At 69.5% G+C, this 17,792-nt stretch carries 14 protein-coding genes; 13 read left to right on the top strand and 1 reads right to left on the bottom strand.

The window, feature by feature from the left end; translation table 11 throughout:
- Positions 1-44: 44 nt before the first annotated feature.
- Positions 45-362, bottom strand: a complete 318-nt coding sequence (locus AKJ08_RS09415) for a hypothetical protein (protein ID WP_050725837.1) — start codon at positions 360-362, stop codon at positions 45-47.
- Between the two features lie 80 nt (positions 363-442).
- Here AKJ08_RS09415 and AKJ08_RS09410 point away from each other — a divergent pair, with 80 nt between their 5' ends.
- The 13 genes from AKJ08_RS09410 (at position 443) to AKJ08_RS09350 (ending at position 17,787) form a co-directional block, all read left to right on the top strand.
- Complete coding sequence (locus tag AKJ08_RS09410) at positions 443-1,408, top strand: acetyl-CoA carboxylase carboxyltransferase subunit alpha (RefSeq protein ID WP_050725836.1); 966 nt, start codon at positions 443-445, stop codon at positions 1,406-1,408.
- Positions 1,409-1,464: 56 nt separating this feature from the next.
- Positions 1,465-2,553, top strand: a complete 1,089-nt coding sequence (gene hisC / locus AKJ08_RS09405) for a histidinol-phosphate transaminase (RefSeq protein WP_050725835.1) — start codon at positions 1,465-1,467, stop codon at positions 2,551-2,553.
- Complete coding sequence (gene cmk / locus AKJ08_RS09400; protein WP_050725834.1) at positions 2,550-3,278, top strand: (d)CMP kinase; 729 nt, start codon at positions 2,550-2,552, stop codon at positions 3,276-3,278. The genes hisC and cmk overlap by 4 nt, the downstream gene beginning before the upstream one ends.
- A gap of 11 nt (positions 3,279-3,289) precedes the next feature.
- Complete coding sequence (ispH, locus tag AKJ08_RS09395) at positions 3,290-4,198, top strand: 4-hydroxy-3-methylbut-2-enyl diphosphate reductase (protein ID WP_082343008.1); 909 nt, start codon at positions 3,290-3,292, stop codon at positions 4,196-4,198.
- Positions 4,199-4,415: 217 nt separating this feature from the next.
- A complete protein-coding gene (locus AKJ08_RS09390) occupies positions 4,416-6,122 on the top strand; it encodes a 30S ribosomal protein S1 (RefSeq protein WP_050725833.1) in 1,707 nt (568 codons plus the stop codon).
- 197 nt (positions 6,123-6,319) lie between these two features.
- A complete protein-coding gene (locus tag AKJ08_RS09385; RefSeq protein WP_157370591.1) occupies positions 6,320-8,374 on the top strand; it encodes a carboxypeptidase-like regulatory domain-containing protein in 2,055 nt (684 codons plus the stop codon).
- Entirely contained in the window at positions 8,326-8,700 is a 375-nt protein-coding gene (locus AKJ08_RS09380; RefSeq protein WP_050725831.1) for a hypothetical protein, read from the top strand. Before AKJ08_RS09385 ends, AKJ08_RS09380 begins: the two co-directional genes overlap by 49 nt.
- A 172-nt stretch (positions 8,701-8,872) precedes the next feature.
- Positions 8,873-9,766, top strand: coding sequence for a glycine--tRNA ligase subunit alpha (glyQ, locus tag AKJ08_RS09375; protein ID WP_082343402.1), 894 nt, complete (start codon positions 8,873-8,875; stop codon positions 9,764-9,766).
- Between the two features lies 1 nt (position 9,767).
- Positions 9,768-11,864, top strand: coding sequence for a glycine--tRNA ligase subunit beta (gene glyS, locus AKJ08_RS09370; protein WP_050725829.1), 2,097 nt, complete (start codon positions 9,768-9,770; stop codon positions 11,862-11,864).
- Positions 11,865-12,101: 237 nt separating this feature from the next.
- Positions 12,102-13,514, top strand: coding sequence for a hypothetical protein (locus AKJ08_RS09365; RefSeq protein ID WP_157370589.1), 1,413 nt, complete (start codon positions 12,102-12,104; stop codon positions 13,512-13,514).
- Positions 13,514-15,628 (top strand): hypothetical protein, encoded by a 2,115-nt coding sequence (locus AKJ08_RS09360; RefSeq protein WP_050725827.1) that lies wholly within the window; start codon positions 13,514-13,516, stop codon positions 15,626-15,628. The genes AKJ08_RS09365 and AKJ08_RS09360 overlap by 1 nt, the downstream gene beginning before the upstream one ends.
- Before the next feature lie 183 nt (positions 15,629-15,811).
- Positions 15,812-16,348 (top strand): A24 family peptidase, encoded by a 537-nt coding sequence (locus tag AKJ08_RS09355; RefSeq protein WP_050725826.1) that lies wholly within the window; start codon positions 15,812-15,814, stop codon positions 16,346-16,348.
- Positions 16,345-17,787 carry a type II and III secretion system protein family protein gene (locus tag AKJ08_RS09350; RefSeq protein ID WP_240475282.1) on the top strand — a complete coding sequence of 481 codons (1,443 nt, stop codon included), beginning with the start codon at positions 16,345-16,347 and terminating at the stop codon, positions 17,785-17,787. Before AKJ08_RS09355 ends, AKJ08_RS09350 begins: the two co-directional genes overlap by 4 nt.
- Positions 17,788-17,792 lie beyond the last annotated feature (5 nt).

Here is a 17,792-nt window from a genome sequence, read left to right as displayed (position 1 = left end):
CGAGCGTCGCCGGCTTCTTTGCGACAGCTTCGGAGACGGACGCTTCAGGGCGCGAGGTGCGTCGCCCTCGACCGCGCCAGGGCTGCGCCCTCCGAATCGCCCAGCTGCTCGAGAGCTTCGGCCAGGACGAGGGCCGCGTCGGCGGAGGTCCGCGCCTCCCGGGCGATCATCCGCATGGCGTAGGTCGGGTTGCCCCGCTCGAGGACCGTTCGGGCGAGGCGGACGGCCGCGTCCCCATGGGTCTCGCGTGCAATTCCGGAGTCGTAGAGCGGGCACCACGGGATCGCGGGACCGTGGTCCGGATGGGCGCGGAGGTGCGCCGGGGCCAGGAGGAGAGCGAGCAGGAGGGCGAGCCTTCCCATGGGCCCAGGGTGGCCATCCAGGGTGTGCGACGCATGGCGGCGTTTACTCCGCTCGCCGTGGATGCTAAATCGCCCCTCCCATGAGCCATTACGCGCTGGAGTTCGAGAAGCCCCTGCTCGAGCTCGAATCGAAGATCGAGGAGCTGAAGCAGCTCTCCGCCGCCGGTACCGCCGACTTCGCGGACGAGCTCGTGAAGCTCGAGAAGAAGTCGAAGAAGCTCCAGAAGGAGATCTTCGCAGACCTGAGCCGCTGGCAGATCGTGCAGCTCTCCCGGCACCAGGCCCGGCCCTATACCCTCGACTACGTCCGCCACCTCTTCACGGACTTCGTCGAGCTCCACGGCGATCGGCGCTTCGGCGAGGATCCGGCGATCGTCGGCGGCTTCGCGCGCTTCGACGGCGAGCCGGTCCTGGTGATCGGTCACCAGAAGGGCCGCTCCACCAAGGAGAACATGCAGCGCAACTTCGGGATGCCGCGTCCCGAGGGGTACCGGAAGGCGCTGCGGCTCATGGAGCTGGCCGAGCGTTTCCGCCGCCCGATCCTGACCTTCATCGACACCGCTGGCGCGTATCCCGGGATCGGGGCCGAGGAGCGGGGCCAGGCCGAGGCGATCGCGTACAACCTCGAGGTGATGGCCCGCCTCACGGTCCCCGTGATCTGCACCGTGATCGGCGAGGGAGGCTCCGGCGGCGCCATCGCCCTCGGCGTGGGCAACCGGGTGCTGATGCTCGAGTTCGGCGTGTACTCCGTGATCAGCCCGGAGGCCTGCTCGTCGATCCTCTACCGGGATCCGACCAAGGCCGAGAAGGCCGCCGACGCGCTCCGCTTGACCGCCCGCGACCTGAAGGGCTTCAACATCGTCGACGAGGTGGTCCCCGAGGCCCCTGGCGGCGCCCACCGCGACCACGCGAAGACCGCGGAGAACGTCGGGGAGGCGATGCGCCGCCACCTCGCGGAGCTGCGCAAGCTGTCGCCCGAGCAGCTCGTGGCCGACCGCTACGCGCGGTTCCGCGCCCTCGGCGTCTTCGATGAGGAAGTGGTCTGACTCAGGGCCGACCGTTCGCCCGACCCTTCGCCTGAACCCCGCACGGAGAAGTCTCGATGTCTCTCGTCCCGTCCTTCATCAGCAGCCTCTCCCCCTACGTCCCCGGCAAGCCGATCGAGGAGACCGAGCGCGAGTACGGCATCAAGAACGCCGTCAAGCTGGCCTCGAACGAGAACCCGCTCGGGCCGTCGCCCAAGGCGATGGAGGCGATCGCCCGTGCGCTGCCCAAGATGCACCTCTACCCGGACGGCGCGAGCTTCTACTTCAAGAACCGGCTGGCGGACTTCCTCAAGGTGACCCCGGCCGAGCTCATGCTGGGCAACGGCTCGAACGAGCTCATCGAGTTCCTGATCCGCACCTTCGTCCACGGGGACGACGAGCTGCTGATCTCCGCGGGCACCTTCGTCGTCTACAAGATCTCGGCGCAGGCGGTGGGCCGGAAGTTCGTCGAGGTGCCGATGAAGGAGCGGCACTACGACCTCGAGGCGATGGCGGCTGCGGTCACGCCGAAGACCCGCCTCGTCTTCATCGCCAACCCCGACAACCCCACGGGCAGCTACCAGACCGAGGCCGCGCTCGTCCGGTTCCTGGAGTCGGTCGGCGAGAAGGTCCTGGTCGTCATGGACGAGGCCTACTTCGAGTACGTCCAGGCCGCCGACTATCCGAACACCATGGCGCTCCGCGCCCGCTTCCCCAACCTCATCATCCTCCGGACCTTCTCGAAGGCCTACGGCCTCGCGGGCATGCGCCTGGGCTACGGCATCGCCCGGCCGGAGCTCGTCGACTTCGTGAACCGGGTCCGCGCGCCCTTCAACGTCTCGGTGATCGCCCAGGCAGGCGGGATCGCGGCGCTGGACGATCAGGAGCACGTGCGCCGCACGGTGGAGCTGAACCGGAAGGGGCTCGACCAGCTCACCGCCGAGCTCCCGGGCCTCGGGTTGTCCCTCACGCCGTCGCAGTCGAATTTCATGCTCGTGGACTTCCACCGTCCGGCCATGCCGCTCTTCGAGGCGCTCCTGCGCGAGGGCGTGATCACCCGTCCGATGGGGGGCTATGGCTTCCACTCCAGCCTGCGCATCAACACGGGCACCGAGCAGGACCACGAGAAGCTCCTCGGCGCTCTGAAGAAGGTCCTCTCGGCGTGAGCGACGAGGACGATGTCCCTGGGGGGGGCAGGGCGTTTCTCGTCGCCATCGACGGCCCTGCCGGAGCAGGCAAGAGCACCGTGAGCCGCCTCGTCGCAGAGCGGCTCGGGTTCACGTTGGTCGACACCGGCGCGATCTACCGAACGGTGGCCCTCGCGGCCTCGCGGGCGGGGATCGCTTTCGACGACGACGACGGGCTCGGACGCCTGCTCGAGTCGCTGCCGCTCGAGCTCCGCCAGGTGCAGGGCGGCGGCCAGGCCGTCCTCCTGGGTGGCGAGGACGTCTCGAAGGAGATCCGCACGCCCGCGATCTCCCTGGGCGCGTCCGCCGTCTCCGCGAGGCCCGTGGTCCGGAGCGGGCTCCTCGAGCTGCAGAGGCGCCTAGCCCGTAGCGCGGAGGCCGGCGCGGTCCTCGAGGGCCGCGACATCGGCACCGTCGTCTTCCCCGACGCGGACGCGAAGTTCTTCCTCACGGCTTCGGCGGAGGCCCGCGCGCGAAGGCGCTACGACGAGCTGGTGGCAAAGGGCGAGAAGGTCGGCTTCGACGAGGTCCTCGCGGACCAGGAGAAGCGCGATCGCAGCGACATGGAGCGGCCGATCGCCCCGCTGCGCCCCGCCGACGACGCGGTGCGGATCGACTCGACGTCGATGTCGAAGGACGAGGTCGTGGACACGATCGTCGCCGAGGTGCGACGACGGCTGGCGGCGGGTTCGAGCCGGGATTAGGACGGAGCGGGATGAGGATCACCATCGCGAGGACTGCGGGTTTCTGCTGGGGCGTGCGGCGCACCGTGAACAAGGTGCTCGAGACCACGGCGGACGCCAAGGCGCCCGTGGCGACCCTCGGCCCGGTGATTCACAACCCCCAGGTCATCGCCAAGTTCGAGTCGCAGGGCGTCAAGGTCTACGAGCGGGTCGAGGACGTCCCGGACGACACCACCCTGATCATCCGGACGCACGGCGCGGTGGTCCCCCAGCAGGCGCTCGCGAAGGAGCGCAAGCTCGACGTCATCGACGGCACGTGCCCGTACGTGAAGTTCCCGCAGGTGATGGCCCAGCGCCTCTCCCGGGACGGCTACCACCTGATCATCGTCGGCGACGCGAACCACGCCGAGATCAAGGGCGTCGCCTCCTACGCCGAGGGCCCCTACACGATCCTCCGCACCGGCGCGGAGATCCCCGCGCTTCCTGGCGTGAAGAAGGTCGCGGTGATCTCCCAGACCACCAACGACTCCACCTACTTCAAGAAGGTCGTGGGCGAGGCTTCCCTGAGGTTCCGCGAGGTGAGGGCCCTCAACACGATCTGCTACGACACCGGCGAGCGGCAGACCGAGGTGCGGGAGCTCTGCGAGAAGGTCGAGGTCCTGATCGTCGTAGGCGGGAAGATGAGCGCCAACACCCGGCACCTCGCGGAGATCGGGGCGGAGTTCCTTCCGCACGAGCGGGTCCACCACGTGGAGCGCTCGGACGAGCTGGATGTCAGCTGGTTCCACGGCTTCCGCGAGATCGGGATCTCGGCGGGCGCTTCTACCCCGGACGACGTGATCGACGACGTGGCCAGGGCGATCGCGGCCTTCGCGCCGGACGGGGCAGCGGAGCGCCGGTTCCACAGCCCATCGTTCGAGCCGACGCACGCCAATCGTTGAGCGGGTCGACGTCAGATTTCCGGTGTCGACAGGCCGCTCCTCCTGCTTTGCGGGCTCGCTTGACAACCTGGAATCGCGCGACTAGCGTGCGCGTTTTCTCGCAGACCGCGTGAAATCGGTTGAATTTTGTCGGGTCCCGGCATCGCTCCCCGTGTCGGCGTTCCCCATTCGTGAACCAGGGGGCGTTTCGTAGAAGCGAAGAGAGATTCTCATTTCCATGAGCATTGATACCCAGGGTCACACGGAAGAACACGAAGAGAGCTTTGCGGAGCTGTTCGAGGCCTCGCTCAAGGAGCGTGGCGGCGAGGGCGTCCTCAAGGAGGGCGAGGTCGTCAAGGGGACCGTGATCCAGGTCACCAAGGACTTCGCCATCGTCGACGTCGGCTACAAGTCCGAAGGGCAGGTCCCGCTCGCGGAGTTCACCAACGCCAAGGGCGAGACTCTCGTCAAGGTCGGTGATCCGGTCGAGGTGCTGCTCGAGTCGCGCGAGAACGAGACCGGCATGGTCGTCCTCTCCAAGGAGAAGGCCGACAAGATGCGGATCTGGGACGAGATCTCGGCCGCGTGCGAGCGCGACGAGCTGGTCCACGGCATGATCGTCGGGCGCGTGAAGGGCGGCCTCTCCGTCGACATCGGCGTGAAGGCGTTCCTCCCCGGTTCGCAGGTCGACATCCGCCCGGTGCGGAACCTCGATCAGTTCATCGGCAAGGACTTCGACTTCAAGGTCATCAAGTTCAACAAGAAGCGCGGCAACATCGTGCTCTCCCGCCGGGTCCTCCTCGAGAAGCAGCGTGAGGAGCTCAAGAAGGACACGCTCCTCAAGCTCAAGGAAGGCGCGATCCTCAAGGGTGTGGTCAAGAACCTCACCGACTACGGCGCCTTCATCGACCTCGGCGGCATCGACGGCCTCCTCCACATCACCGACATGTCTTGGGGCCGCGTCGGCCACCCGAGCGAGGTCTTCAACGTCGGTGACGAGGTTCGCGTCGTCGTCCTCAAGTTCGACCCGCAGACCGAGCGCGTCTCCCTGGGCCTCAAGCAGATCCAGGAGGACCCCTGGCACCGCGCCGACGAGAAGTACCCGGTCGGCACCCGCGTCAAGGGCAAGATCGTCTCGCTCACCGACTACGGCGCCTTCATCGAGATCGAGCAGGGCGTCGAGGGTCTGGTTCACGTCTCCGAGATGTCTTGGACCAAGCGGGTCAAGCACCCGTCCAAGCTCGTCAACGTGGGCGACGAGGTCGAGGCGGTCGTTCTCGACATCGACCCGAAGGCGAAGCGCATCGCCCTCGGCATGAAGCAGATCGAGCCGAACCCCTGGACGCTCCTCGAGGACAAGTACCCGATCGGCTCCGTCATCAAGGGCCAGATCCGCAACGTCACCGACTTCGGCGTCTTCGTGGGCGTCGAGGAAGGCATCGACGGCCTCGTGCACGTGTCCGACATCTCGTGGACGCAGCGCATCAAGCACCCCGGCGAGATCTTCAAGAAGGGTGACGAGGTCGAGGCGGTCGTTCTCAACATCGACGTCGAGAACGAGCGGTTCAGCCTGGGCATCAAGCAGCTCCACCAGGATCCCTGGGACACGCTCGCCGAGCGCAGCCCCATCGGCTCCGTGGTGAAGGGCAAGGTCACCAAGGTCACCGACTTCGGCGCCTTCGTGGAGATCGAGGAAGGGATCGAAGGCCTCGTCCACGTCTCCGAGCTCCGCGAGGAGCGGGTGGAGAAGCCCTCCGACGTGGTCAAGGAAGGCGACGAGCTCGAGGTCAAGATCATCGACATCAACACCGTCGACCGGAAGATCGCGCTCTCCGCCAAGGCCGTGCTCAGCGGCGAGGCCGACTACCGTGACTACATGCGCCACCAGGGTGGCGACATGGGCAAGGCCCGCCTCGGCGACCTGATGAAGAAGTTCAACCGCTAGTCCTCGCGGTGAATGGATAGAAGACAGAAGCCCCTCTCCGCTCAGGCGGGGAGGGGCTTCTGTCGTTCATGGGGGCGACGGGGCCATCGCCGGCGTAGGCCGTGAGCGCACCTGTAACTACAATTATCTAAAAACTAGAAGCCTCGAGGGTGCCGTGATAATCGGGGGTGACTGTCGGTATCGACCCGAGGTTCGTCATGCGTGCTCCCTCGAGCTTTTTCCCCATTTTTTTGGCGTCGTGCGTTGTCGCCATCGCCTCGTTCGGTTGCGGTGGAGGCTCCGGTTCGGACCCGGATGGACCCGGGAAGCCGGGGACCGGTGGCTCCGGCGGCGGTGACACCGGCGGCGGCACCGGCGGGGGCGGCGGGCCCTGCAAGCCCAAGACGTGCGAGTCGGAAGGGGCCGAGTGCGGATGGATCGCCGACGGCTGCGGTGCGATCCTGATCTGCGGCCAGTGTGCGGACGGGCAGACGTGCGGGTTCGCGGCGCAGAACCGCTGCGGCGCGTGCCAGCCCAAGAGCTGCGAGGATCTCGCGCTCGACGGCCACAGGGCCTGCGGCCAGCAGCTCGACGGTTGCAACAAGCCGATCGACTGCGGCAGCTGCGGCGAGGGCCAGATCTGCGGCGACGGTAAGCGCAACCTCTGCATCGAGGCAAAGGACGGCGGCGATCTCGGCGTCGAGTGCAAGACCCGGGACCAGGCCTGCGCCCAGGCGGGGATCGAGTGCGGCGCCGCCTCCGACGGCTGCGGAAACCTGATCGAGTGCGGGAGCTGCACGGCCCCGGCCACCTGCGGCGGCACCGGCGTTCACGGAAAGTGTGGGAGCGTCCCCGCCTGCGAGCCGAAGACCTGCGCGCAGCTCGGCTACGACTGCGGCATGGCCGTGGACAACTGCGGAACCGTCATCGACTGCGGCCCGATGGCCTGCGGCGCCGGCAAGATCTGCGGCGGCGGCGGCGCCAACCGCTGCGGCGAAGGGGGAGGCGGCCATCACGGCGAGGCGTGCCCTGGCGGCGACCTGACCACCGTCACGGGGACGGTCTACACGCCCGCCGGCGCCAACGGCGATCCCGTCTACGGCGCCCTCGTCTACATCCCCAGCAGCCTCGGCGACATCCCGGCGTTCCCGACCGCCGCGACCTGTGACCGCTGCGACACCCAGGTCCCGCCGCGGGCGGTGGCCCACGCGGTGACGGGCCCGGACGGAAAGTTCGTCCTCACCGACGTCCCCTCCGGTACGCAGCCCCTCGTGATCCAGATCGGCCGGTGGCGCCGCAAGGTGGACATCGACATCCAGGGCTGCCAGGAGAACCGGCTGACGGCCGAGCAGACGCGCCTCGCGAAGAGGCACCACGAGGCCAACAACTACGACAACATCCCGATGATCGCGGTCTCCACCGGCGACGTGGACGCCCTCGAGTGCGTGATCCGGAAGATGGGCGTCGACGACCGCGAGTTCACCAATCCGAACGGGACCGGGCGGATCCACTTCTACAAGGGGAAGAGGAAGGCCGGCGCGCAGATCTCGAGCAGCACGCCGGGCGAGGCCCAGCTCGTCGCGAGCGTGAACACGCTCATGGGCTACGACGCGGTGCTCCTGGCCTGCCAGGGCGGCGAGACGACCCGCGACGCGGCCGACGTCGCCCGGCTGGTCGACTACACGAACGCGGGCGGCCGCGTCTTCGCCACGCACTTCAGCCGGGACTGGCTGCGCTACGAGCAGCCGTTCAGCTCGAGCGCCAACTGGACGGGGATCAACAACGGCTTCACTACGGCCACCGGGCGGATTGACACCTCGTTCCAGAAGGGGCGGGATTTCGCAGAGTGGCTCCGGCTCGTGGGCGCGGGCACCAACGCCGGTGGGAACACGGAGATCTCGATCACCGAGGCTCGCCAGAGCATCTCGACGGTGGCCTCCGCCCAGCGCTGGATCTGGCTCCCCAACAACAGCGACCACGTCCAGCACATGACCTTCAACACGCCGATGGCGCTCCCGCCTGCGCAGCAGTGCGGGCGCGTGGTCTTCAGCGACTTCCACGTGGCGAACGGCAGCTTCAATGGACAGACGTTCCCGCGGGAGTGCGGCAGCGGCGGCCTCACCGCCCAGGAGAAGGTCCTCCTCTTCATGCTCCTCGACCTCGCCTCGTGCATCCAGAGCGAGGACCCCCGGTGCCGACCTGCGTGCCGCGGACCTGCAACGAGATGGGCTTCGAGTGCGGCGCGGCCGGTGACGGCTGCGGCGGGGTGCTGAGCTGCGGGACCTGCGAGGCGCCCCTGGTCTGCGGCGCCGGCGGCGTGCGCGGCCACTGCGGACAGGCCTGCGCTCCTCGCACCTGCGAGCAGGCCGGCGTGCAGTGCGGCCCGGTGGGCGACGGCTGCGGCGGGATCCTGCAGTGCGGAAGCTGCCCCGCCGGCCAGATCTGCGGCGGCGGTGGAGCGGGGATCTGCGGCGCTCCTGCCTGCACCCCCCGTACCTGCGCCCAGCAGGGCCTCAGCTGCGGCCTGACCGGAGACGGCTGCGGCGGCATCCTCGACTGCGGCTGCTGCCCCGGTGAGTGCACCGGCGACCCGCAGTAAGAGGCCCACGGTAGCGCTCACGCCTACGGCGCGAGCCCGATGGATCGGCCCCGCCCCCGCGGGGCCGATTCTTTTTTCGGGCGCTTGGGATCGGTCGCGCCGGGGCGTTTCGCGCCCCGGCGTCCGTTCTTGACGCCCTCGAGGCCGGCGACTAGCGTGCGCCGCTACCATGCTGACCTTCCAGGATCTCATCCTCACGCTGCAGCGGTACTGGGCGAGCCGCGGCTGCATCCTCGGGCAGGCCTACGACTCCGAGGTCGGCGCCGGCACGTTCAATCCCCAGACCTTCCTGCGCGCCTTGGGGCCCGAGCCGTGGAAGGTCGCCTACGTGCAGCCCTCGCGCAGGCCGGCGGACGGCCGATACGGCGAGAACCCGAACCGCCTCTACCAGCACCACCAGTTCCAGGTGCTCCTCAAGCCGTCTCCCAAGAACGTGCAGGAGCTCTACCTGGGCTCGCTCCGCGCGATCGGGATCGATCCCCTCGAGCACGACATCCGTTTCGTCCACGACGACTGGGAGTCGCCCACCCTCGGCGCATGGGGCCTCGGCTGGGAGGTCTGGTGCGACGGGATGGAGATCACCCAGTTCACCTACTTCCAGCAGGCGGGCGGGATCGAGCTCCGGCCGGTGAGCGTGGAGCTCACCTACGGCCTCGAGCGGATCTGCATGTACCTGCAGAACAAATCGAACGTCTTCGACATCGATTTCGGCGGCGGGATCTCCTACGGCGAGGTCTTCCGGGCCAACGAGGTGGAGATGTCCACCTACTCGTTCCAGGCCTCCGATCACCCGATGCTCTTCGGCCTCTTCGAGACCTACGAGGCGGAGTGCAAGAGGCTCCTCGAGAAGGAGCTCCCGCTCCCGGCGTACGACTACGCCCTCAAGTGCTCGCACGCCTTCAACAACCTGGACGCGGGCGGCGCGATCAGCGTCACCGAGCGCCAGGGCTACATCCTCCGCGTGCGCAACCTCTCCCGCGCCTGCGCGGAGGGCTACCTCGCCATGCGTGAGCGGCTCGGCTTCCCCCTGCTGCAGTCTGCCTGGGCAAAGTCGGAGGATCGCTGAGATGGCCGGCGACCTGCTCCTCGAGATCGGCACGGAAGAGATCCCGGCCGCGTTTTTCCCGAGCTGCCTCCAGGATCTGGAGCGGCTGATCGTGGAGGGCCTGGCGAAGGCCCGCCTCGGCCACGGCACGGCCCGCACCTTCGGCACCCCGCGGCGGTTGGCCGTGTGGATCCGCGACGTGGCGGAGGGCCAGGAGGACGTCTCCCGCGACGAGCTGGGGCCTCCGGTGAAGGCCGCCTACGACGCGGACGGGAACCCCACGAAGGCGGCGCTCTCTTTCGCCCAGAAGACCGGCGTCGACGTCGCGAAGCTGGAGCGGCGCGCCACTCCCAAGGGCGAATACCTCTGCGCGCGCGTGGAGGAGCGGGGCCTGCCGGCCCTCGAGGTGCTCCCCGGCGTGCTCCTCGAGGCCGTTCGTGGGATCTCCTGGCGCAAGACCATGAGGTGGGGGGACGTCCAGGACGCCTACGCGCGGCCCCTCCACTGGATCCTCACCCGCTTCGGCGACGACGTGGTCCCCTTGCGCTTCGCCGAGGTGGACTCCGGCGGCGTCACTTTCGGCCACCGCTTCCTCTCCAGCGGGCCCATCGAGATCGGGTCTCCGGCCCGCTACGTCGAGGCCCTTCGCGCTGCCGAGGTCATCGTCGATCCGGTGGAGCGTCGCGAGGCTGTGAGAAAGGCTGCTACCGCGGGTGCTGCGGAGGCGGGTGGCGCGCTGCTGGCGGACGAGGAGCTCGTCGAGCACGTCACCTGGCTGGTGGAGCGGCCCTCGCACATCGTGGGCGGCTTCGACCCGGCGTATCTCGAGCTGCCGCGAGAGGTGCTCGTCTCGGAGATGAAGGGGCACCAGAAGTATTTCTCGGTGACCAACTCCGACGCTACGGCGCTCCTCCCGGCCTTCGTGGCCATCGCGAACACGCCGGTGAAGGATCCGGCTCTCGCCCGCCGAGGCTTCGAGAGGGTGCTCAACGCGCGCCTCTCCGACGGCCGTTTCTTCTTCGACGAGGACCGGAAGGTCCCGCTCGTCGACCGCGTGGAGCGCCTCGGCAAGGTCACCTTCCAGCACAAGCTGGGCAGCATCCTCGACAAGGTCGAGCGCTTCCGGGCCGACGCGCGGTGGCTCGCCGAGGCCCTCGGCCTCGACGCCGCGAAGCGCGAGCACGTCGAGCGCGCGGCAACCCTCGCGAAGGCGGACCTGGTCACCGGGATGGTCGGCGAGTTCCCCGAGCTGCAGGGGGCGATGGGGCGGGAGTACGCCCTCGCGTCCGGCGAGCCGGAGGAGGTCGCTCGCGCGATCTTCGAGCACTACCTGCCCAGGGGCGCCGGCGACGTGCTGCCGAGCAGCGAGGTCGGCGCGGTGGTCGGGATCGCGGATCGCATCGACACGATCGCGGGCATCTTCGGCATCGGCAAGCCGCCCACTGGCGCGGCAGATCCCTTCGCCCTCCGCCGGGCGTGCCTCGGGATCGTCCACGTGGTGCTCCACGCCGGCTTCCGTTTCTCGCTTGCCGCGCTCGTCGATCAGGCCCTCTCGCAGCTCGAGGGGCGGCTCACGCTCCCGGCCGGCGAGGTCAGGGGCCAGGTCCTCGACTTCTTCCGCGCGCGCCTCAAGAACCTCTGGTCGGAGTCCCATCCGGCGGAGGTGGTGGAGGCGGTGCTGGCAGTGGGCTTCGACGACGTCGTCGCGGCGCGCGATCGGGTGGCGGCGGTGGCGGCGATGCTCGCCGACGAGCGCTTCCGCGCCCTCGCCGAGGGCTTCTCGCGCACCAACATCGTCGAGAAGGCGGGGGCCGCTGCCGCTGCCGCCGCTGTCGACGCGACGCTCTTCGAGAAGCCCGCCGAGGGCGCTCTCTACGAGCGTTTCGTCTCCGTGCGGGACGCCGTCGAGGCGCGCCTGGCCTCTGGCGACTACCTTGGCGGGCTTCGCGAGCTGACCGCGCTCCGCGAACCCCTCGATACCTTCTTCCTCGAGGTCATGGTGATGGCCGAGGACCCGCGCGCGCGCGGCAATCGCCTGCGCCTGCTCGGCGAGCTGCGCGAGCTCTTCGGCCGGATCGCCGACTTCGGTCGGATGGATCTCAAGAAGGCCGCCCGGTGAGGTCGTGAAGGTATTCACGACCTCACCGGCGCCGAAGGCGGAGCGGACGAAAAGAGGAGCGTCTCCGCGCGGAGCGCGGCTGAAGAAATCGGGTCCGCTTCAAGCGGAGCCGATTTCTTCACACGCTCGGGCGGAACCAGGGCCGGGCGGCACGGCTTCGCCCGGCGCCGGGGGCCGGTTGTCCTTGACCCCTTTCGAAGCGGAGACCTATCTTCGCGCCCTTTGCGAGCGAGCTGCGTGAGCCCCACCTCTTCCTTTCCCGTCCTCCCCGTCGCCCTGGCGCTGCTCTTCGCCGGCTGCGCCCGATCGGAGGACGGGGCGCCGCCGCCCCTCGGGTCGCTCCAGTTCCCGACCGGGATCGCGATTACGCCCGAGGATCCGACCGTCCCGACCCGGCTGCTGGTGGTCTCCAGCAACTTCGACCTCCGCTTCCGCTCGGGCGTGCTCCACGCCTTCGACCTCGCGACCCTCGATCGGCTGATCGAGGAGGCGCCCCCGAATCCCGCCTGCCCGGCTGCGAATCCGAGCTGCGCCCCGGTGAACGTCCCCGACATCACGAGCGCCTTCGTGGGCGCCGTCGAGATCGGCGACTACGGCGGCCAGGTCGCGGTGGCCCAGCTCGCGCCCGGCCTCCAGCGCGCCTTCGTCCCGGTCCGGGGCAGCAACTCGGTGGTCGCCGCGGACCTCGACGCGAGCCGGCTCGCCTGTTCCTTCGGGGGCACCCTCTGCGTCACAGGAGGCGCCTCCTTCCCCAGGCCGGACCCCTACAGCATCGTCGTCTCCCTCGGAAACCTCTACGTCGGGCACTTCTCGACGACGCGGATCTCGCCCACCGGAGGCGTCATCGGCACCGCCAAGGCCGACGCCCATTTCTGGTCCCTCGGCGGAGGCGCTCTCCAGACGATCGACGTGGGCAACACCGCCATCGGGGGGCTCGCAGCGGGAGGCTGTCGCCCGGGCGCCGACGGCGCACCGATCTGCACGCTCTATGCGTCGGGACGCTCGATGGACGCGGGCAACCAGCAGGTCTTCCTCTTCGACTTCCAGGCGGGTGTTCCGATCCTCGGGCCGCTCTTCTCCCGCAACCTCGCGCCTCAGGAGAACGGCGCCGATTCCCGCGGAATCGCCGTCTCCTCCGACGCCGCCGACGTCTTCCTCGCCACCCACTTCCCAGCGGCGCTGGCCGTGATCGACGTGACCCGGATCCCCTCGCTCCCAACCGATGGCTGCATCCTCCCCGAGGGGACCGTGGTGCCGCCCGGCGCCGCGTGCCCCGAGCTCCCGCCTGCGACCGGCGAGACCCCCCGCTTCGCCACCGCGGACCAGATCCCGTCGCCGATCGGACCCAACTCCGTCGTCACCATCCCGCGGACGCTCCCGGACGGCAGCCCCAGCGACCTGGTCGCCGTTACGACCACGGACGGGATTGCCTTCTTCGACATGCGCGTCGGCGTCCTCGCAGGCTTCGTCACCGGCCTGGGCGGAACGCCCTCCGAGCTCGCCGTCCGGCCGAACGGGGCGGGGGTGCGGATCTACACGCCGTCGTTCTCCCAGGGGACGATCGGGGTAGTGGATCTCCTCGAGCTCTTCCGCCCGGAGAGCGCCCGCGTGGTCGCGCGCCTGGGCCGCGTCCAGGAAGGGGCGTTCTGATGCGCCGCATCCTCGCGACCCTCGCCATCGTCGCCGCCGCAGGCTGCGGCGAGACCATCATCGCCTCCTTCGGCAACCTCGACACTCCCGTGTCGCTGGCGGCCCACGAGCCCAGCGGTCGCCTCTTCATCGCCAACCAGGGCAGCAACGACCTCAAGGTCGTCGACGTGGGCACGAGCGAGTTCCTGGTCGGGCCGGCGGCGCTCTTTCCGCTCTCCATCCCCACGGTGAACACGCCGATCGAGGTCGAGGCCGCGCGGCGCTTCGTCTTCGTGGTCTCCGGCTCGGCCGCCGAGGTCGGCTTCGTCGACACGGAGGTCCCCCCCGGGGCCTTCGGGCCCCGGAGCGTGGACGGCCCCGACGGCTTCCCGATCACGATCGCCGTCGACACCGTTCCCACTGCCGGCGTCGCCTTCACCGGCGCCTTCGGCTTCGCGGAGGGCGGCGCCCTCGCCGACCACTTCCTCCTCGCCGGCCTCTCGCCGGACGGGGACGGCGGGAGCCTCGTCGCGATTCGTCCTCCACACCTAGTGACGAGCACGAGCACCGAGCCGTTGCCGTCCATCGCCACGACCATCGACCTCCCAGGGATCTTTCCCGCGGGCATCGCCCTCGATCCGCCGGGGACCCAGGCGCCCATTCCGGGCGTGGATCTCGATTGCCGCACCGTGGCGATCGCCGACGCGAACCTCTCGCCGGACCACGTCCCCGGCGTCTGGCTCACCAAGGCGCGGATCGCCGCGGACGGCGCGATCTCGCTGGACCCGGTGAGCGAGGCCGAGCGCATCGAGCTGCGCGTGCCGGTGACGCTCCCCGACGGCTCCATCGAGGAGCGCGTCGCCGCCGCGCGGGCCGTGGCGTTCGCTCCCTCGCCCGCGCTGACGCCGGCGCTCGAAGCGGCCCTCGTGGCCGATCCCTGCGCCCAGCGCTCGGGGCGGCTCTTCGTGGTGCTCGAGCCCTCCTTCTGCGCCGGGACGATGCTCTGCCCCAACGTCGCCGTGGTGGACCTCGGCGGCGTTCCGGGCCAGCCCGGCACCCTCGCGGTCGACGCGACGACGGGGGGCCCCGCGGCCTTCCAGCTCCCTGGAGCGCAGCTCGGCGTGATCGCGATCAACGGGACCTTCACCGTGGTGAACGCTTTCAACGCCGCCACGCTCAACGCCGATGGGAACCACGTGGCAGCCATCGGCCTGCCGGAGCTCACGCTCTTCAACTCCACCGATGGGGAGATCACCTACCTCGCCGGCGGTCTCGGCACCTTCCTCGAGGGCACCGGGGCCCGAGCCGCGCCGGATCCCGTCTTCCTGCTGAGCTCGGTGCAGAAGGGCCCCGCCATCACCACTCCGACCCTTCGGGCCGGCTCCCGTCGCGGCACCGGGGCGGCCGCGGTCCCCAGCGTGACGCTGCCCCCGGGCGCGCGGCCGCTGAACGAGACCTGGGAGGGGGCCTTCGAGAACCCGCTCCCGGGATTCGACGACGTCGGCAGCATCGAGGACCTCGTCACCGGCACGTTCGCGCTTCCCGTGGGCTCGGCCGTGACCTTCCTCTCTCCGATTCCGCTCGTCGCCTCCAGCGATCCCCTCCTCGCGGATCGCCTGGTTCCCCGGATCACCGGCACGCTGGTCTGCGACGGTTTCCCCATCACCGGGGTCGCGCCGGACGGCCGTTCCCTCGTGGTTGATCTCCACCCCGCGGGGCTCGTCAATCCGGACGGGTGCGCGGCGGCAGGGCTTCGCCTGGACATCCTGCCGCCCAAGGCGCTCCCCTGGACCCTCACGGGCTCCGTGACCGGCTTCGTTGGGCGGGCATCCGACGCCCAGACCTCGAGCGCCTTCGCTGCGAGCGATCTGCTCTTCGCGTTCACGCCGCCGCCCCCGGGCTCGGTCGCGAGGGGGACGATCTTCGCCTGGTCGACCTCGAGTGGCTTCGCCTTCTTCCGTGCCGCGCCGATTCCAAATCGGCTGATTGCGGCAGCGATGACGCCGTTCATGCTCAGCGACGGCGCCAGCCCCACCTGGAAGATCTTCGTCGCCTACAGCGGCGCGGACACGGTGTTGGGCTTCTTTCCCGAGGCGGTGACGCCCGCAGACGGCGCGTTCAAGGTCCTCCAGTAGCGCCTGCGCGCCCGATGAGGCCGCCTCCAGGCGGCCCGCGGCTCGGGCCAGGGGCCCGCAGCTCCGCCGGCCCCGCCTCCTTGGCAAAGGACGATACCCCGTAATTTCGAGGCTTTGCACGCCTGGCCCGCTTCCTGCTCACCGTGATCAATCGAGATCAATCACGGTAGCTCGGAGTCGAACATGGCCCCCGGCGCAGCCCCCTCGATCCTCTACGCTCTCCTCGCGTTCTGCCTCTCGGTCTCTCTCGCGACCGACCTGCGCTCGCGGAAGATCCTCGACGTCGTGACCCTGCCGACGATCGGGCTCGCTCTGGCGGCGCGTCTCCTCCTCGCCGGATGGGACTCGCCGCTGGGTCTCGCGAGCGGCCTCGTCGGCGCCGCGGTCGGCCTCGCCGCCTTCCTGCTCCCGGCGTGGACGGGCGGAATGGGGATGGGGGACGTCAAGCTCGCCGGCGCGGTCGGCGCCATCCTGGGCTGGGAGCGGATCCTCGGCGCGCTCCTCCTCACGGCGATCGCCGGCGGTCTCCTGGCCTTCGCCGTGGTGATTCAGGCGGGCACGCTGGGTGAGACCATCCGCAACGTCTGGTTCCTGCTCCTCCGGGCGCTGCGCATTCGCCGAGGCGGCGCTGAGCTGGGCGAGCGGACAGCGTGGCTCCCCTACGGAGTCGCGATCGTCGCGGGGACGGTGGCCTCGCTCTTCGTCGGAGGCGGGTGGTGAGCTCTCCTCTGGCCCGCATCGCCCTCGTGCTCTGCCTCCTCGCTCCTGCGGCCGGAGCGCTCGCAGCCGAGCAGACCCTCCACCTCGGCGTCGGCACGCAGAAGGTCCTCTCCGTGCCGGGAGGCGTCAGCCGGATCGCCGTCGGCGACCCCAACGTGGCCGACGTGAAGCCCCTGGGCTCGAGCCAGATGCTGATCCTCGGCGGCCAGGTCGGGAGGACCACGCTCCTCGTCTGGCGCTCGAACGGTACCCGCGACAGCTACAACATCGTGGTCCGGAGCGTTTCGGTCGACGAGACAGCCGACGAGGTCCGCCGTCTCCTCGGGGACGTGGAAGGGATCGTCGTCCACGCCGTCGGCGATCGCGTGCTCCTCGACGGCGAGGCCCTCACGGCGGACGACTTTCGCCGGGCCGAGGAGGTGGTGGCGGTCTACCCGACGGCCCGCTCCTTCGTGAAGCTCTCGCCGGAGGCGCGGCGCCAGGTCGCGGGCCGGCTCAACGACGCCTTCGTCCAGCACGGACTCCGCGGCGCCTCCGCCCAGGTGGTGGGCTCCACGATCTTCCTAGAGGGATCCGTCGAGTCGGAGCCGGACCTTCGGAAGGCCGAGCTCATCGCGAAGGCCTACGGCGAGAAGGTCGAGAACATGCTCACGGTGGGTGTGAAGCGGATGGTCCTCTCGGAGGTCCAGTTCGTCGAGGTCCGCAGCAGCCAGCTCCTCAACTTCGGCCTGCGGCTTCCGACCGACGTGAGCGCCGAGGTCGACGTAGCGGCCGTGGGCACCTCGGGGCTCCCGGGCCTCACCGACGCGACCGGGACCCTCGCGACCAGCCTCGTGGCGAACGCGCAGGGCTCGCTGCGCCTCGCGCTCGATCAGGGCGACGGCCGGCTGCTGGCCCGGCCCACGCTGGTCTGCGCGTCGGGCGATCAGGCCGAGTTCCTGGCGGGCGGCGAGGTGCCGGTCCCGCTCATCACCCAGAGCAGCGCGACGGTCGTCTACCACAAGTACGGGATCATCCTGCGCATCCGTCCCACGGCCGATCGCTTCGGGAACGTCCGGACCGAGATCGAGGCGGAGGTCTCCGAGATCGATCGCTCGGTCGCCGTCTCCGTCGGCGGAACCGTCGCCGTCCCGGGCTTTCGCAGCCGATCGGTGAAGACCAACGTCACGGTGCGCAACGGCGAGACCATCGTGCTCTCGGGCGTGTTCAGCCGCGATCAGCAGAAGGTGGTCTCGAAGGTCCCGGGGCTGGGGAGCGTTCCGATCATCGGCGAGCTGTTCAAGCAGCGGACCATCGACGACGTCGAGCGCGAGCTCGTGATCTTCGTCACGCCGACGGTGGTGAACCCCGCCAGCCAGCAGGTCCAGCGGATGATCGAGGACGGCCAGGACAGCTACCGCAAGGCCGAGAGCGACGTGAAGCTCCAGCTCCTCGACTAGGAGAC

It is taken from the genome of Vulgatibacter incomptus (assembly GCF_001263175.1).
In the GTDB taxonomy this organism is placed as follows: domain Bacteria; phylum Myxococcota; class Myxococcia; order Myxococcales; family Vulgatibacteraceae; genus Vulgatibacter; species Vulgatibacter incomptus.
Note: the sequence above shows the minus strand (reverse complement) of the source record. Positions and strands in the feature narration are given on the sequence as shown.

What these genes read in the sequence shown, in the direction of transcription:
- AKJ08_RS09415 (WP_050725837.1), bottom strand. Translation starts at nt 362, where the DNA reads ATGGGAAGGCTCGCCCTCCTGCTCGCTCTCCTCCTGGCCCCGGCGCAC.
- AKJ08_RS09410 (WP_050725836.1), top strand. Translation starts at nt 443, where the DNA reads ATGAGCCATTACGCGCTGGAGTTCGAGAAGCCCCTGCTCGAGCTCGAA.
- hisC (WP_050725835.1), top strand. Translation starts at nt 1,465, where the DNA reads ATGTCTCTCGTCCCGTCCTTCATCAGCAGCCTCTCCCCCTACGTCCCC.
- ispH (WP_082343008.1), top strand. Translation starts at nt 3,290, where the DNA reads ATGAGGATCACCATCGCGAGGACTGCGGGTTTCTGCTGGGGCGTGCGG.
- AKJ08_RS09390 (WP_050725833.1), top strand. Translation starts at nt 4,416, where the DNA reads ATGAGCATTGATACCCAGGGTCACACGGAAGAACACGAAGAGAGCTTT.
- AKJ08_RS09385 (WP_157370591.1), top strand. Translation starts at nt 6,320, where the DNA reads ATGCGTGCTCCCTCGAGCTTTTTCCCCATTTTTTTGGCGTCGTGCGTT.
- AKJ08_RS09380 (WP_050725831.1), top strand. Translation starts at nt 8,326, where the DNA reads ATGGGCTTCGAGTGCGGCGCGGCCGGTGACGGCTGCGGCGGGGTGCTG.
- glyS (WP_050725829.1), top strand. Translation starts at nt 9,768, where the DNA reads ATGGCCGGCGACCTGCTCCTCGAGATCGGCACGGAAGAGATCCCGGCC.
- AKJ08_RS09360 (WP_050725827.1), top strand. Translation starts at nt 13,514, where the DNA reads ATGCGCCGCATCCTCGCGACCCTCGCCATCGTCGCCGCCGCAGGCTGC.
- AKJ08_RS09355 (WP_050725826.1), top strand. Translation starts at nt 15,812, where the DNA reads ATGGCCCCCGGCGCAGCCCCCTCGATCCTCTACGCTCTCCTCGCGTTC.